The organism is Paraburkholderia sp. SG-MS1 (assembly GCF_012275575.1).
GTDB lineage: Bacteria > Pseudomonadota > Gammaproteobacteria > Burkholderiales > Burkholderiaceae > Paraburkholderia.
The window spans coordinates 43,656-58,925 of the sequence record NZ_NPIH01000054.1; the positions used below are offsets into that span (position 1 = coordinate 43,656).

Here is a 15,270-nt window from a genome sequence, read left to right on the forward strand (position 1 = left end):
TCATGCGTACCGTCTCCCTTCGCCGCGCAGCCCGCGCCGTGCTTGCCGCCGCCCGGGCCGCCGTGGGCGTCACCGCCCAGCGTGCCGGCCGTGCGCTCGCGCTCGTCGCGCTCACCTGTGCGGCGTTGCCAGCCGCCACGCCCGCGCATGCCGAACGCCTGAAAGACCTCGTCCAGATCCAGGGCGTGCGCGACAACCCGCTGATCGGCTACGGCCTCGTGGTCGGTCTCGACGGTACCGGCGACCAGACCACGCAGACGCCGTTCACCACGCAGACGCTCGCCAACATGCTGGCGAACCTCGGCATCTCGATCAACAACCAGGCGGCGGGGTCGAGCAACTCGCAGTCGTCGCTGTCGAACATCCAGTTGAAGAACGTCGCCGCCGTGATGGTGACGGCGGTGCTGCCGCCGTTCGCGCGGCCGGGCGAACAGATCGACGTCACCGTGTCGTCGCTCGGCAATGCGAAGAGCCTGCGCGGCGGCACGCTGCTGCTCACCCCGCTCAAGGGCGCCGACGGCCAGGTGTACGCGCTCGGCCAGGGCAATCTCGCGGTCGGCGGCGCCGGGGCCAGCGCCAACGGCAGCAAGGTGCAGGTCAACACGCTGGCAGCAGGTCGCATCGCTGGCGGCGCGATCGTCGAACGCGCGGTGCCGACTTCGGTGTCGCAAGCGGGCACCATGCAGCTCGACCTGAACGAGATGGACTACGACACCACGCAGCGCGTCGTCGCGGCGGTCAACAACGCGTTCGGCGGCGGCACCGCCACCGCGCTCGACGGCCGCACGATCCAGTTGCGCGCGCCGAGCGATCCCGAGCAGCAGGTCGCCTTCATGGCGCAATTGCAGAACCTCGACGTGAGGCCCGCGCAGGCCGCCGCGAAGGTGATCCTGAACGCACGCACCGGCTCGATCGTGATGAACCAGATGGTCACGCTGCAGAACTGCGCGGTCGCGCACGGCAACCTCTCGGTGGTGATCAACACGCAACCAGTGGTGAGCCAGCCGGGCGCGTTCTCGAACGGCCGCACCGTGGTCGCGCAGCAGTCGCAGATCCAGATGAAGCAGGACAACGGTGCGCTGAAGCTGGTGAGCGCCGGCGCGAATCTCGCCGACGTGGTGAAGGCGCTCAACGCACTCGGTGCGACGCCCGCGGATCTGATGTCGATCCTGCAGGCCATGAAGGCGGCGGGCGCATTGCGCGCCGATTTGGAAATCATCTAAGGAAGACGCCAGATGAATTCGGATACGACCAATACCGCGAACGACCTGACCAGCCGGTTCGCGCTCGACGTGCAGGGCTTCGCGAGTCTGAGCGCGCAAGCCAAGGCCTCGCCGCAAGCCGGCATGAAGATGGCCGCGCAGCAATTCGACGCCGTGTTCACGCAGATGATGCTGAAGAGCATGCGCGATGCGACGCCGCAGGACGGCCCGTTCGATTCGCACGACAGCGCGACCTTCACGTCGATGATGGATCAGCAGATGTCGCAGCAGTTGTCGAAGAAGGGCATTGGCGTAGCCGACGCGATGCTCAAGCAGCTGATGCGCAACCAGGGCATCCAGACGGGCGGCGGGGCGGATGGCGCAGGTGCTGCGGGCGGCTTCGCCGGCATGGCCAACGCATTGGGCGGTGGCGGCAGCGGCGGCGACGAAGGGCAGACCGCCGCGCTCAACGCCCTCGCGAAGGCCTACGGCAACGCGCAGGCAAACGGTCAGCTGGCGATGGGCAAGGGCTACTCGGCCAATAGCGCATTGACGCCGCCGTTGCGCGGCGACGGCAGCTCGCCGAAGGTCGACGCGTTCGTCGACAAGCTCGCCGCGCCGGCCCAGGCCGCGAGCGCCGCGACCGGCATTCCGGCGCGCTTCATCATCGGCCAGGCCGCGCTCGAATCGGGCTGGGGCAAGAGCGAGATCCGGAAGACGGACGGTTCGACCAGCCACAACGTGTTCGGCATCAAGGCGAGCAAGGACTGGACGGGCAAGACCGTCTCGACCGTCACGACCGAATATGTGAACGGCAAGCCGCAGCGCACCGTCGAGAAATTCCGCGCGTACGACTCGTATCAGGAAGCGATGACCGACTACGCGAACCTGCTCAAGGGCAATCCGCGTTACGCGCAGGTGATCAATTCGTCACGCGACGTGAACGGCTTTGCCAACGGCATGCAGCGCGCGGGTTACGCGACCGACCCGCATTACGCCAAAAAACTGATGTCGATCATGCAGAAGATGGGCTGATCTGCCGTCAATGCAGGCAAGCGGTCATGCAGCGCCATGCCAGCCGAAGCCGGCACGCAGCAAACCGACGTGCCGGATAAAAAGCCACGCATGCGACGGGGCCAGGTGCAAAACAAGGCGGCCGGTCCCGCCCGAGAGAGGTCCTTGCGTTTTAACGTTTGCGGCAAATATTTCATTAAAGCCCCTAAATTTTGGCTGGGTGCTGCCGCTAATCAGTGACGACCCGATACCGGAAAAGCGTCATAGCGTCCGGTGGAATGCGTGTGTCGCGGCTTCGATCGGGGCCGCGCGAAAGCTCCGGCAGGAGCCCTGGCACGCGCCCGCAAGAACATGCATACCGGCAAGCCCATGGATATGAACCAGTCGAACGGCCAGACCGACACGCACGGCCAGCCGCACGCCCCGCAAGACGATAGCGCGCCGGATTTCGGCCGCCGCAATCCGCTGGAGATCGGCGTTCAGTTGCGCAATCTCGTCAATCGCGGCGATTTCCTCACCATCGAATATGCGGGCGGCCAGCTCGTGACGCGCCTGCTCGACGTCGACGTGCGCGGACGCACCTTCACCTTCGATTGGGGTGCATTGTCCAATCAGAACACAGGCCTGCTGGCCGCGCCGCGCTGCAAATTCCACGCGGCGCCGGACGGCGTGCGCGTCGAATTTGTGACCGCGACGCCACGCGAGACCCGCTTCGAAGGACTGCCCGCGTTCGAGGCCGACTTCCCGGAAGTGCTGTTTTATGTGCAACGCCGCGAGTATTTCCGCGTCGATGCGCCGATTCTCGATCCGTACATGTGCAGCGGTCGTCTGCCGGCGGGCGACACGTTCCGCTTCGAAGTGCACGATCTGTCGCTTGGTGGCGTCGGCATGCGTACCGCGGACGAACGCGTCGCCGAATTGCCGATGGGCACACGCCTTGAAGATTGCGAACTGTCGCTCGGCACGCTTGGCCGCCTGTCGCTCGATCTTCAGCTGGTGTCGCACCGCGCCACGGCGTTGCCGAACGGCACGCAGCGCTACCAACTCGGTTTCCGTTTCCTGACCCTGCCGGGCAGCACTGAAAACACGCTGCAACGTCTGATCACGCAGCTTGAAATGAAGCGCCGATCGCTGGTGCGTTGAGCGGATGCCAGGCGCGTGGGGCAGGGCTCGAGCCGCGCCTCGCCCGCTTGCCACGTGAGAAACAGGATCGCGCCGCCTGCCTGACGGAGCGCGGAGGAAAGCACGCAAAGAGGCGCACGGGAAGCCGCACCACGGTCGCGCCCGGCGAGCCTCGCAAACGTTGCAACAAAGTCGCGCATGCATCGCCATGGCCCTCAATTTTTTGCGCCGTGGGCCGTTAAACAGACTGTTCAAGTAACGTGGCGGCATGTCTGCGGTGTCGCCCTTCAGGATGACGCATGTCCAGCAATCTCTTATCTATCGGCCTCAGCGGACTCAATGCAGCCCAGTGGGGTTTGACGACGACCGGCGAGAACATCAGCAACGCGTCGACGCCCGGCTATTCGATCGAGACGCCGGTCTATGCGGAAACCGGCGGCAGCTACACCGGTTCGGGCTATCTACCGTCGGGCGTGTCCACGACCACCGTACAGCGCCAGTACAGCCAGTACCTCGCGACCCAGCTGAACAACGCACAATCGTCGAGCAGTGCGCTGTCCGCCTACAACACGATGATCACGCAGCTGAACAACCTGGTCGGCAGTCCGACCGCGGGGATCGCGAGCGCCATCACCGGTTACTTCACGGGCTTGCAGAACGTGGCCAACGGCGCGTCCAGCGTGGCGACGCGCCAGACCGCGATGAGCGATGCGCAGACTCTGGCGAACCAGATCAATGCGGCCGGTGAGCAGTACGACGAGCTGCGCGCGAGCGTCAACACGCAACTGAGCGACGCGGTCACGCAGATCAACTCCTACACGCAGCAGATCGCCGCGCTGAACACACAGATCACCGCGGCGAGCAGCCAGGGCCAGCCGCCGAATCAGTTGCTCGACCAGCGCGATCTCGCGGTATCGAACCTGTCGCAGCTGATCGGCGTGTCGGTCGTGCAGAACAACGGCGGCTATAGCGTGTTCATGTCCAATGGGCAGCCGCTCGTGTCCGCCGGCAACAGCTTCAATCTCGGCACCGCGACCTCCGCCACCGATACGAGCGAACTGTCGGTCCAGTATCTCGGCCAGGCCGGCGCGAAGCCGGCGCCGACGCCGCAAACGCTCGCCGACACCAACGTTTCCGGCGGCACGCTCGGTGGCCTGCTGCAGTTCCGTTCGCAGACGCTCGACCCGGCCGAAGCGAAACTCGGCGCGATCGCCACCAGCTTCGCCGCACAGGTCAACGCGCAGAACGAACTCGGCATCACGCTGAACGGCACTGCGGGCGGCGCGCTCTTCACGGTCGGTTCGCCGACGGTGTACGCGAACGGGGAGAACACCGGCAACGCGTCGCTCTCCGTGTCGTTTGCCGACGCAACGCAGCCGACCACCAGCGACTACACGCTCTCATACAACGGCACCGCCTACACGCTGACCGACAACGCGACCGGCAGCATCGTGGGTTCGGCGACGGACCTCACCAACCCGATCGGCGGCTTGCAATTTTCGGCCACGGGCACGATGAAGGCGGGCGATTCGTTCTCGGTCGAACCGACGCGCGGCGCGCTGAACGGCTTCGCCCTGACGACCACGTCGCCGTCGGCGATCGCGGCCGCCTCGCCGGTGCTGGCGTCGGCCTCCGCGTCGAATACGGGCAGCGCGGCGATCACGCAGGGCACTGTCTCGGCGGGCTACAGCGCGCCGACCACCGCCTCGACCATCACCTACACCGCGGGCACGGGCCTGACCGGCTTCCCGCTGAATTCGGTGGTGACGGTGGCCGGCACGCCGCCGACTTCGTACACGATCACCTCGGCGACGACCGCCGTGCCGTACTCGCCCACCTCGGGCGCGACGCTGACGATCGACAACCCGACCAACTCTACCGCTGCCGGCAGCATGAACGGCGTGACGGTCACGCTCAGCGGCACGCCGTCGGACGGCGACACGTTCTCGATCGGCCCGAACACCGGCGCGAGCAACGACGGCCGCAATGCGCAACTGCTGTCGAACCTGACCACCGCGAAGGTGATGTCGGGCGGCACGTCCACGCTGACGAGCGCGTACGCGACCTACGTGAACGACATCGGCAACCAGGCAAGCCAGGTGCAGACGTCGAGCACCGCGCAGGCCTCGCTCGTCACACAGATCACCACCGCGCAGCAGTCCGTGTCCGGCGTCAATATCAATGAGGAAGCAGCCAACCTGCTTCAGTATCAGCAGCTCTATCAGGCCAACAGCAAGGTCATCCAGACCGCGCAGACCCTGTTCCAGACGTTGCTCGGCATCTTCTCGTAAGGCGTTGAACCATGCGTATCTCCAGCTCGCAATACTTCAGCATGAACGTGGAGACAATGAGCAACCAGCAGGCTCAGTTGTCCCAGATCTACCAGGAAATCTCGAGCGGCACGAGCCTGAGCACAGCCGCCGACAATCCGCTCGGCGCAGCGCAGGCGGTGCAGTTGAGTTCGACGGCGACGGCGCTGTCGCAATACACCACCAACCAGAGCGCCGCGCTGTCGTCGCTGCAGGCCGAGGACTCGACGCTCAGCGGTGTGCTCAGCACGCTGCAAAGCGTGAACACGCAAGTGCTCAGGGCGAGCAACGGTGGCCTGAACGATTCGAACCGCAGCGCCATTGCCGCCGAGCTCACAACCCTACGCGACCAGTTGCTGACCTACGCCAACGCGACTGACAGCGCGGGCAATTCGCTGTTCTCCGGATTTCAGAACAGCACCCAGGCATTTACGACCGACCCGAGCGGCAACGTCGTCTATTCGGGCGACACCGGCACGCGCACCGTGCAGGTCACCGACAGTAATCAGGTAGCGACGGGCGACAACGGGCTTACCGTGTTCATGAGCGTCGGCGCGGTCAATGCGGAGCCGGTCGCCGGCGGCAGCTCGACCAACCAGGGCTCCGGCGTGATCGGCTCGGTGACAGTCAACGATCCGACCAATGCCGCGAACGCGGATGCGTATCAGATCCAGTTCAGCGGCAGCGGCGCGTCGCAGACCTATACGATCACGGACACGACCACCGGCGTCGCAGGCACGCCGCAAGCCTATACGGAAGGAGCCAACATCACGATGGGCGGGCAGACTGTCGCGATCACCGGCACACCGGCCGACGGCGACACCTTTACCGTCAAGACGGCCAAGCAGGCGGGCACGGACGTGTTCGCCAACATCAACGCGATGATCGCGGCACTGCAACAGCCGGTGACGGGCGATACGGCGGCGACCGCGAACCTGCAGAACGCGCTTAACACGGGCCTCACGCAGCTGGGCAACACGCTGAGCAACGTGACGGCGGTGCAGGCGTCCGTGGGCGGGCGCGAGCAGGAGGTGAAGGCGCTGCAAACCGTCACGCAGACCAACTCGCTGCAGACGCAAAGCAACCTCGCGGACCTGACCCAGACCGACATGGTGGCGACGATCAGCCAGTACACGTTGCAACAGGCCGCGTTGCAGGCTTCGCAGCAAGCGTTCGTGCAGATCCAGAACATGTCGCTGTTCCAGTACATCAACAACTGATGCTCGAACGCGGCATAAAAAAACCGGCGCGAGCCGGTTTTTTTATGCCGTGAGTGCCGGCACGAAGGGTCTGCTGATCCGCGGTGTTATCGCAAGCCTGCGGCGACCCGCCCCATCTCGTCGATGCCACCGTCGAAAAGCCGCACGAAGAACGGGATCATGTTCGGCAGCATCAGTTGCACGAGCAGTAGACCGACCAGCATCGTGAGCGGAAAGCCGATCTGGAACACGCCGATCTGCGGCGCGGCGCGATTGAGAATGCCGAGCGCGAGGTTGGCGATCAGCAGCGCCACCACCACCGGCAGCGACAGCAGCAAGCCCGCCGCGAAGATCGAGCCGCCCCAGTTGGCGAGCGTCTGCCAGCCGAGCGGCGCGAGCAGGTTCGCCGACACCGGCACCGACTGGAACGTCGTCACCAGCGCGGCCAGCATCTGCAAGTGGCCGTCGACGGAGAGAAACACCAGCATCGCGATGGTCGTCATGTAGCGCGAGATCACCACGCCCGAGCCGGTCGCCTGCGCGTCGAAGAAGGTGGCGAAGCCGAGGCCCATGCCGAGGCCGATGAAGTAGCCGGTCGCGTCGATGGCCTGGAAGACGACCTGCATCGTCACGCCGAGCGCGATGCCGATCAGGAACTGGTTGACGAGCACCCACACGCCGGCCGCAGAAAACACCGTGACTTGGGGCATGGCGCCGATCGTCGGCGCGACGATGATCGTGGTGAAAGCGGCAAGGCCGATCTTCACACGGGCGGGCATCGACACGTTGCTGAACACCGGCGCGGTGGCGATCAGCGCGGCGATCCGCGCGAACGGCCAGAGGAACGCGGTCAGCCAGCCGTTCAGTTGAGCGTAAGTGACCGTGAACATGGCGAAGGAAGTGGCGGCGCGCCGCTCAGTTGACGAGCGTCGGAATGCTAGTGAGCGTGTGACGCAGATAGTCGAGCATCGTCGTCAGCATCCACGGGCCGGCGATCACCATCGTGACGGCGATCGCGAGCAGCTTCGGAATGAACGAGAGCGTCGATTCGTTGATCTGCGTGGCCGCCTGGAACAGGCTCACCACCAGACCGACGATCAGCGCGACGAACAGGAGCGGAGCGGCCAGCACCAGGCCGACGTACATCGCCTGGTGGGCCAGCGTCATGACTGCTTCAGGTGTCATGGTGAGTGCGCCAAAAAATTCGGGTTAGACGAAACTCTGCGCGAGCGAGCCGAGCAGCAACTGCCAGCCGTCGACCAGCACGAACAGCATCAGCTTGAACGGCAGCGAGATGGTGGCGGGCGACACCATCATCATCCCCATCGACATCAGCACGCTTGCCACCACCATGTCGATGATGAGGAACGGGATGAAGATCGTGAAGCCGATCGTGAAGCCGGTCTTCAGTTCGCTGGTCACGAACGAGGGCACGAGGAGCGACAGCGGCACGTCTTCCGGACCCTGCATCGGCGCCGCGTGCGAGATGCGCGCGAACAGCGCGAGATCGCTTTCGCGGGTCTGGCGCAGCATGAACGTCTTGAACGGCGCGACGCCGCGCGCGACCGCCTGATCCATCGAGATCGTGCCGTCGGAAAACGGCTTGTAACCTTCGTTATAGGCCTTGTCGAGCACCGGCGACATCACGAAGAGCGTGAGAAACAGCGCGAGACCGACCAGCACCTGATTCGGCGGCGTGGTGGTCGTGCCGAGCGCCTGACGCAGCAGCGACAACACGATGATGATGCGCGTGAAGCTCGTCATCATCAACACCATCGCCGGGAGGAACGACAGCATCGTGAGCAGCAGCATCGTCTGCACGCTCAACGAGTAGGTGGTGCCGCCGTTCGGACCGGGGCTCGTGTTGAACGCCGGCAGGCCGGCGGTTTGCGCAAACGACAGTGTCGGCAGCGCGAGCATCAGCGCGGGCACGACGAGGGGCAGCGCGCGTGGCGCGGCGCGGCGCAATACTTTGAGTGCGGCTTGCGCCGGGGCAGGGCGCGCGTCACGCAGCGACGAAACGCTGACTTGCATGGAACTGAACTGCATTACCGATCCCCGCCGCCGTGCGCGTTGAAACGTTTGCCTACCTCACCCTTCAAAGCGTCGCGAAAACGTTGAGCGAAGGTGCCCGGCAGCGGCGCGCGAGTAGCGCCGTTTTGCGGGGCCGTGATGGCGACGCTATCGGGCGTGGCGGAGCCCGCCGGCATCGTATGCAGGAGACGCACGTTGCCGGGCGCCGCGCCGAGCACGAGCCATGTGTCGCCGATCTCGACGACCGCAACGCGCTCCTTGCCGCCGAGCGATGCCCCGCCGATGGTCTTCACGAGGCCGCCGCGCTGGCCCGGCTGCAAGCCGAAGCGGCGCGCGAGCCACGCGCAGCCGAACACCAGGCCGATCACGACCAGCAGGCCGACGACCGTTTGCAATACCGCGCCGACGCCCAGCGCCGGAACGGACGAACCGGCGCCGACACCCGAAGCGATGTTCGCGGCGTTGTTGACCGCGTTCATGTCGGCGGCGTGCGCCAACAGGGGCACGGCCAGCGCCGCCGTGGCAACCACGCCGGCGCGAAGCAGGGCTTCGCGCGAAACGTTCAGCACGGCGCGAGCGGTAAAGCGTTTCATCGATTCAACTTCCGGATGCGTTCGGACGGCGTGATGATGTCGGTCAAACGGATGCCGAACTTGTCGTTCACGACCACCACTTCACCCTGGGCGATCAGGCAGCCGTTGACCAGCACGTCCATCGGTTCGCCAGCGAGGCCGTCCAGTTCCACCACCGAGCCCTGCGCGAGTTGCAACAGGTTGCGGATCGCAATCTTGGTGCGGCCGAGTTCGACGGTCATCTGGACCGGAATGTCCAGGATCATGTCGATGTCGTTGCGCGTCGAGGTCGGCTCGACTTTCGACAGCGGCTGGAACACGCCGGCCGTCGTCGCGCTGACATCGGCGTTGTCGTTCTGCTCGGCCAGCGCGCTGGCCCAGTCGGCCATCGCGTCATCGTCCTCGGGCGCGGCCGCGCCCGCGGCCAGTTCGGCCTCGGGCTTTGCGTTCAGGTCACTCATATCCACCTTCCTTCATCGTGTCGGCTGCGCTGATCATTTTTTGGACCCGCAACGCGTACTGACCATTGAAAATTCCGTAGCCGCATTCCATCACCGGCACGCCGTCGACTTTCGCCGTGATGCGCTCGGGAATGTTGATCGGCAGAACATCGCCTTTGCGCATGTTCAGGATCTGCTCGAACGTGACCGGCACCTGCGCGAGGTCGGCGGTCAGCTCCACTTCCGCCGCCTGCACCTGCTGCGACAGCACGCGCACCCAGCGGCGGTCGATGTCCATCGCTTCGCCCTGAATCGGCGAAGAGAGGATGTCGCGGATCGGCTCGATCATCGAGTACGGCATGCAGATGTGCAGCGTGCCGCCCGTCGTGCCGAACTCGATCGAGAACTGCGTGACGATCACGATTTCATTCGGCGTCGCGACGTTTGCGAACTGCGTGTGCATTTCCGAGCGCACGTATTCGAACTGCAACGGCCGCACGCTTTTCCACGACGCCGCGTAGTGCTCGAACGTCAGATTGAGCAGCTTCATGATGATGCGCTGCTCGGTCTGCGTGAAGTCGCGCCCTTCGACGCGGGTATGGAAGCGTCCATCGCCGCCGAACAGGTTGTCGACCACGAAGAACACGAGGTTCGGGTCGAACACGAACAGCGACGTGCCGCGCAACGGCTTCACGTGGACCAGGTTCAGGTTGGTCGGGATCGGCAGGTTGCGGGTGAATTCGCTGTACTTCTGCACCTTCACCGGACCGACGGAGATTTCCGCCGAACGACGCATGAAGTTGAAAATGCCGACGCGCAACAGACGCGCGAAACGGTCGTTGATGATTTCGAGGCCGGGCATCCGGCCGCGAACGATGCGCTCCTGCGTCGCGATGTTGTACGGGCGTACGCCCGAGCGGTCGCTTTGCTCGGCTTCCGAGTCGGACTCGCCGGTGACGCCCTTGAGGAGGGCATCGACCTCCTCCTGGGACATGAACTCTTCGTGGCCCATTGCTTATTCCTCGTGCGTCCCGTGGCGGTTGATGGTGGCAGCGCTAGATAACGTCACTGAGCGTCACTGCACGACGAATTCGGTGAACAGCACGTCCTGCACGTGTATCGGCGCGGTGCCCTTTTCGGTTGGCTGCGCGATCAGCGTCTTGAGCTCTTCGGCGAGCGCGCGCTTGCCTTCCAGCGGCGCGAGATCGTCGGGGTGCTTGTTCGAGAGCGCGAGCAGGATGTGGCTGCGCACTTCCGGCATGTGCTCGGTGAGCTGCTGCTGGGAGGCGGCGTCGCCGAGCCGGAGCGTGAGGCCGATGCGCAGGAAGTGCTGCTGGCCGTCGTCCGATTGCAGGTTGACCGTCATCGATTCGAGCGGGAAGAACAGCGGCGCCGCGGGCGGTGCCGGTGCGGCTTCCGCGGAAGTCGCGGCCGGCGCGCGTTTGGACATGAAGAACCACACACCCGCGCCGGCTGCGCCTGCGGCGACGATCGCAATGAGGGCGATCAGGATGATGCGCTTCAAGGGTCCCGGGGAGGCGGGCGCGGCTTGCTGGTTTGCGGTCGTGGATGCCATGTGGTTTGCTTTGCGTGCCTTTAGTGCTGGTGAGGATGATTGTTGTTGATTTGGGCTTGGATCGATGGGTCGAAAAGAAGGGGGATTGCGGGCTATCTCTGGTTTTTGGGATGTTTTTAGCCCGGGGTGTTGGGCCGTTTGCGCTCGGCGCTGGCCTTTCCTCGATTTCGCGGCGACTATTGGCGTCGCCCCTGTGCGGGGCGGCACCTACTTTCGTTGTCGCCAAGCGGATTTCCTTCGGGGCGCAGCCGCAAAGAAAGCAGGCAAAGAAAGCGGCTTTAAACCGCTCATTTCTTGCGCGGGTGTCCCTGCTTGGGGGAGGCAGTGGCGCGTCTGGAATCCGGGTTGCCGCACACTGCGCGTCAGTGAGAAGGCAGTCATTCTGCCGGCGGCGTTGCGCGCGCCGTCGCGGTAGTTCATCGAACCGTCGGCGTGCTCAGAGGCGCTCGAATCGAGAAGTCTTAGGGGTGCTTTCAGTTCCAGCAAAGCGTGGACCTCCGCGCGAACCGCCGCAGGTCACATGCGATGGCCGCTATGCGGCCAAGCGTCAAGCGTCAGGCGAAAGTATCGACCAGCCCAACCTTGCGCTTCACAGGGACATTGGCCAGCGTGTCTATCGCGTCCGATGTGCCGCCGCCAAACGATCCGCCGCCGCCGGATTTGCCGCCCGTGCGGCCCGAATCGGCGCTCTGTTGCTGGCCGCTGTTCTGGCGCGCGAAGCCGTCGCTGACGCTCGCGCTGCCCAGCCCGATTCCGTTCGATTCCATCGCCTCGCGCAGCTTCGGTAACGCCGCCTCGACCGCCTCACGTACCGATTGATGCTGTGAAACAAACAGCGCATGCGCGTGATTGTCGGCGACCTGCAAGACGACTTGCAGCGGGCCGAGATCTTTCGGATTCAAGGTCAGTTCGGCACTCTGCGAATGCGCGTTCGACAGGAACACCACCTTCTGGCTCAGCGCCTCCTCCCAGTCGGTCGTGCCGACCTGCGGCGCCAGTGCGTTCGCCGCTTCCGCCGCGCTCGCGGTGCCGGTGCTTTGGGCGGCGGTCGTGGTCGCGGCGCTCGCCGCGGCTTGCGTAGCCGCCAGTGCCGCAGTCGCCGCGTCGGCCGCGCTCCTGAAGGACGACAGGTTGTCGGTCTGAGCGCCAGCAGCCGTGGCTGTCAGCGTGTCGACCGCTGACTTGGCCGCCGCAGCCGGGTCGGCCAGTGTCGTCGGCGCAGCTGCCGTCGCGGCGCCCTTCGATGCGTTCGATCCCTTGCCCTCGCCGAACAGCCCGCTTGCGAGCGACTTGCCGTCCGCCGAGCCGTTCAGCCCGCCGTTCGCGCTCGTCAGTCCGTTGGCCGCCGTCGCGGCGCTCGCTGCCGCGCCGCTCGCCAGCGCCTGAGCCGGCACCGTACCTTGGCCGCTCGCCAGTGCGGCGAGCGCCGCCTGCAATGCGTCCTGCAACGACTTCGGATCAGTGGCGGTGGTTTTCTTGCCCGCCGCCAGGCCGGGTGTCGTGATGGTGGCCGTGCCGGTCAGCGAGGCTGCCGCGTCGGCCAAGGCCGTGGCGGGATCGGTGGTCGTCGTGGCGCTGTTTGCGTCGGCCTGCGCTTGTGCTTGTGCTTGTGCTTGTGCGGCGGCCGCCGCTGCTGCCGCGCCCGCATCGGCCGGTGTCGTGTTGTTGCTGGACTTTGCCGGCGTCGCCGGGGTTTTGTCGTTCGACGCCTGCTGCGCGTGATCCGGGGGTGTCGTGGATGACGCCGCGTTCGTCGAGCTGTCGCTGCTCTGCGCGTCGTTCGCCTGTTGCGTGGCGGAATCGGCCGGCGGCGCGTCGTGCACGCTCGACGAAGAAGCCGATGACGAAGAAGCCTGCTGCTGGCTCGCGCTCTGCGCGGCCGCGTTGCTCTGCTGGTCGATGCTTTGCTGCAAGGTTTGCGAGAACGGGTTAGCGCTCGCCGCGGCGGCCATCGCCGTGCTGGTCGACGAGTTGCCGGCGGAACCGAGCAGCGAACCGATTTGTGAGCCGATCTGTGAAAGAAGCGACATAAGGAATCCTGTCAATCTGTCGTACGGGTGGTCGGTGAGACGAGGCGATGCTCGCCTGGGTCAGATGCCTTCGGCGCGCATGCGCAGAATCCGCGCGGCGAATTCGTCGGCATCGCGCTGATCCCGCCGCGCGACGGTTTTTGCTTCGGCTGCTTCGCCGCGCGCCTGCAGCACTTCGTACGAGCCGAGCTTCTGCTTCTGGCGCTGCCAATCAGGCTTCGCCGCTTCGACACGGGCGGTGGCCGTCGCGAGCAAACCGCGCTGCTGGTCGATAGCGGCGTCGAGCGTGTCGATGAACGCCTGGAAGTTGCGCATGTTGCCGGCGGGCATGCCGCTCTGGGCGGTCGTCGTGAAGCGCGAGTGGTATTCATCGCGGTACTGTACGAGCGCATTGAGCTGCGCCTCGACGTCGTTGCGCTCGCGCTGCGCGCGGCCCAGACGTTGGGCGGCGGCGTCCACATCGTCCTGCGCGAGGCCGATGAGCGTCTTGATCGGAAAGTGTTTCGCCATCGTCAGCCTCCTTGGGCAAACAGTGCGTCCAGCATTTCGACGCTGGGTTCAAAGTTTGCGCATTCGCGAAAACCTTGCTGCAAAAATGCTTCCATCCGCGGATACAGCGCGATTGCGCGATCGAGTACCGCGTCGCGCCCGCTCGAATACGCGCCGACGTTGATCAGATCGCGGTTGCGCTGATACCGGGACAGCATTTGCTTGAACATACGCGTCTTGTTCAGATGGTTATCGTCGATCAGCGCGGTCATTGCCCGGCTAATCGACGCTTCGATGTCGATTGCCGGATAGTGGCCGGCCTCGGCGAGCGAGCGCGACAGCACGATGTGGCCGTCGAGAATCGCCCGCGCGGAGTCGGCGATCGGGTCCTGCTGGTCGTCGCCTTCGGTCAGCACGGTGTAGAACGCGGTGATCGAACCGCCGCCCGCCGGGCCGTTGCCGGTCCGCTCGACGAGCGCCGGCAGCTTGGCGAACACCGAAGGCGGATAGCCCTTGGTGGCGGGCGGCTCGCCCACGGCCAGCGCGATTTCGCGCTGCGCCATCGCGTAGCGGGTCAGCGAATCCATCAGCAGCAGCACATGCTTGCCCTGGTCGCGGAAATATTCGGCGAGTGAAGTGGAATACGACGCGGCCTGCATCCGCAAGAGCGGCGACACGTCGGCAGGCGCCGCGATCACCACCGAGCGCGCGAGACCTTCCTCGCCGAGAATCTGCTCGATGAATTCCTTCACTTCGCGGCCGCGCTCGCCTATCAGGCCGATTACGATCACCTCGGCGCTGGTGTAGCGCGCCATGGTGCCGAGCAGCACCGATTTACCGACGCCCGAACCGGCAAAGAGCCCCATGCGCTGGCCACGGCCGACGGTCAGCAACGCGTTGATCGCGCGCACGCCGACGTCGAGCACCTTGTGAATCGGCTCGCGGTTCAGTGGATTGATGACCGGCGCCGACAGCGGCGCGTCGGCGTGCGCACCGAGCGGGCCGAGCCCGTCGAGCGGACGGCCGGACGCGTCGAGCACGCGGCCGAGCAATTCCCAGCCGACCGGCAGACGCTTCGCGCCCGCCATCGGGTCGGCGATCGGCGCGCTTTCGAGCGGATAGACGCGTGCGCCGGGCAGCAGGCCGATCACTTCGGTGGTCGGCATCAGAAACAGTTTGTCGCCGGAGAAGCCGACGACTTCGGCTTCGGCCATCGGCAGCGAACTGCCGGGCGGCAGTTCGATCATCACCTCGGCGCCGACCGACAGGCGCAGGCCCACCGC

At 65.3% G+C, this 15,270-nt stretch carries 15 protein-coding genes; 5 read left to right on the forward strand and 10 right to left on the reverse strand.

Going from position 1 to position 15,270, the window contains the following annotated elements:
* The first annotated feature begins 2 nt into the window (after positions 1 to 2).
* The 5 genes from CIC12_RS04320 to flgL all read left to right on the forward strand — a co-directional run bounded on the left by CIC12_RS04320 (position 3) and on the right by flgL (position 6,867).
* Complete coding sequence (locus tag CIC12_RS04320) at positions 3 to 1,223, forward strand: flagellar basal body P-ring protein FlgI (protein ID WP_174771902.1); 1,221 nt, start codon at positions 3 to 5, stop codon at positions 1,221 to 1,223.
* A 12-nt stretch (positions 1,224 to 1,235) separates the two neighbouring features.
* Positions 1,236 to 2,237: a flagellar assembly peptidoglycan hydrolase FlgJ gene (gene flgJ, locus CIC12_RS04325; RefSeq protein ID WP_168662495.1), complete on the forward strand. Its 1,002-nt coding sequence runs from the start codon at positions 1,236 to 1,238 to the stop codon at positions 2,235 to 2,237.
* Between the two features lie 348 nt (positions 2,238 to 2,585).
* Complete coding sequence (locus tag CIC12_RS04330; protein ID WP_174771903.1) at positions 2,586 to 3,359, forward strand: flagellar brake protein; 774 nt, start codon at positions 2,586 to 2,588, stop codon at positions 3,357 to 3,359.
* A gap of 278 nt (positions 3,360 to 3,637) precedes the next feature.
* Complete coding sequence (gene flgK, locus CIC12_RS04335; RefSeq protein ID WP_168662499.1) at positions 3,638 to 5,629, forward strand: flagellar hook-associated protein FlgK; 1,992 nt, start codon at positions 3,638 to 3,640, stop codon at positions 5,627 to 5,629.
* Between the two features lie 11 nt (positions 5,630 to 5,640).
* Positions 5,641 to 6,867: a flagellar hook-associated protein FlgL gene (gene flgL, locus CIC12_RS04340; protein WP_168662501.1), complete on the forward strand. Its 1,227-nt coding sequence runs from the start codon at positions 5,641 to 5,643 to the stop codon at positions 6,865 to 6,867.
* An 86-nt stretch (positions 6,868 to 6,953) separates the two neighbouring features.
* Here flgL and fliR read toward each other — a convergent pair whose 3' ends face one another.
* The 10 genes from fliR to fliI form a co-directional block, all read right to left on the reverse strand.
* On the reverse strand, positions 6,954 to 7,736 hold the full coding sequence (gene fliR, locus CIC12_RS04345) for a flagellar biosynthetic protein FliR (protein ID WP_168662503.1): 783 nt from the start codon (positions 7,734 to 7,736) through the stop codon (positions 6,954 to 6,956).
* A 25-nt stretch (positions 7,737 to 7,761) separates the two neighbouring features.
* Complete coding sequence (gene fliQ / locus CIC12_RS04350; RefSeq protein WP_042327103.1) at positions 7,762 to 8,031, reverse strand: flagellar biosynthesis protein FliQ; 270 nt, start codon at positions 8,029 to 8,031, stop codon at positions 7,762 to 7,764.
* A 24-nt stretch (positions 8,032 to 8,055) separates the two neighbouring features.
* A complete protein-coding gene (gene fliP, locus CIC12_RS04355) occupies positions 8,056 to 8,880 on the reverse strand; it encodes a flagellar type III secretion system pore protein FliP (RefSeq protein WP_168662505.1) in 825 nt (274 codons plus the stop codon).
* A gap of 14 nt (positions 8,881 to 8,894) precedes the next feature.
* Positions 8,895 to 9,473: a flagellar biosynthetic protein FliO gene (gene fliO / locus CIC12_RS04360; protein WP_238812363.1), complete on the reverse strand. Its 579-nt coding sequence runs from the start codon at positions 9,471 to 9,473 to the stop codon at positions 8,895 to 8,897.
* Positions 9,470 to 9,913: a flagellar motor switch protein FliN gene (fliN, locus tag CIC12_RS04365; RefSeq protein ID WP_168662508.1), complete on the reverse strand. Its 444-nt coding sequence runs from the start codon at positions 9,911 to 9,913 to the stop codon at positions 9,470 to 9,472. Before fliN ends, fliO begins: the two co-directional genes overlap by 4 nt.
* Positions 9,906 to 10,904, reverse strand: coding sequence for a flagellar motor switch protein FliM (gene fliM, locus CIC12_RS04370; RefSeq protein WP_168662510.1), 999 nt, complete (start codon positions 10,902 to 10,904; stop codon positions 9,906 to 9,908). The genes fliN and fliM overlap by 8 nt, the downstream gene beginning before the upstream one ends.
* Positions 10,905 to 10,967: 63 nt before the next feature.
* Complete coding sequence (gene fliL, locus CIC12_RS04375) at positions 10,968 to 11,468, reverse strand: flagellar basal body-associated protein FliL (RefSeq protein WP_168662512.1); 501 nt, start codon at positions 11,466 to 11,468, stop codon at positions 10,968 to 10,970.
* Positions 11,469 to 12,022: 554 nt separating this feature from the next.
* Positions 12,023 to 13,498: a flagellar hook-length control protein FliK gene (locus tag CIC12_RS04380; protein WP_168662514.1), complete on the reverse strand. Its 1,476-nt coding sequence runs from the start codon at positions 13,496 to 13,498 to the stop codon at positions 12,023 to 12,025.
* Between the two features lie 60 nt (positions 13,499 to 13,558).
* Positions 13,559 to 14,008, reverse strand: a complete 450-nt coding sequence (gene fliJ, locus CIC12_RS04385) for a flagellar export protein FliJ (RefSeq protein ID WP_168662516.1) — start codon at positions 14,006 to 14,008, stop codon at positions 13,559 to 13,561.
* 2 nt (positions 14,009 to 14,010) lie between these two features.
* Positions 14,011 to 15,270: flagellar protein export ATPase FliI (gene fliI, locus CIC12_RS04390; protein ID WP_168662518.1), on the reverse strand; the 1,260-nt coding region annotated here is incomplete at its 5' end.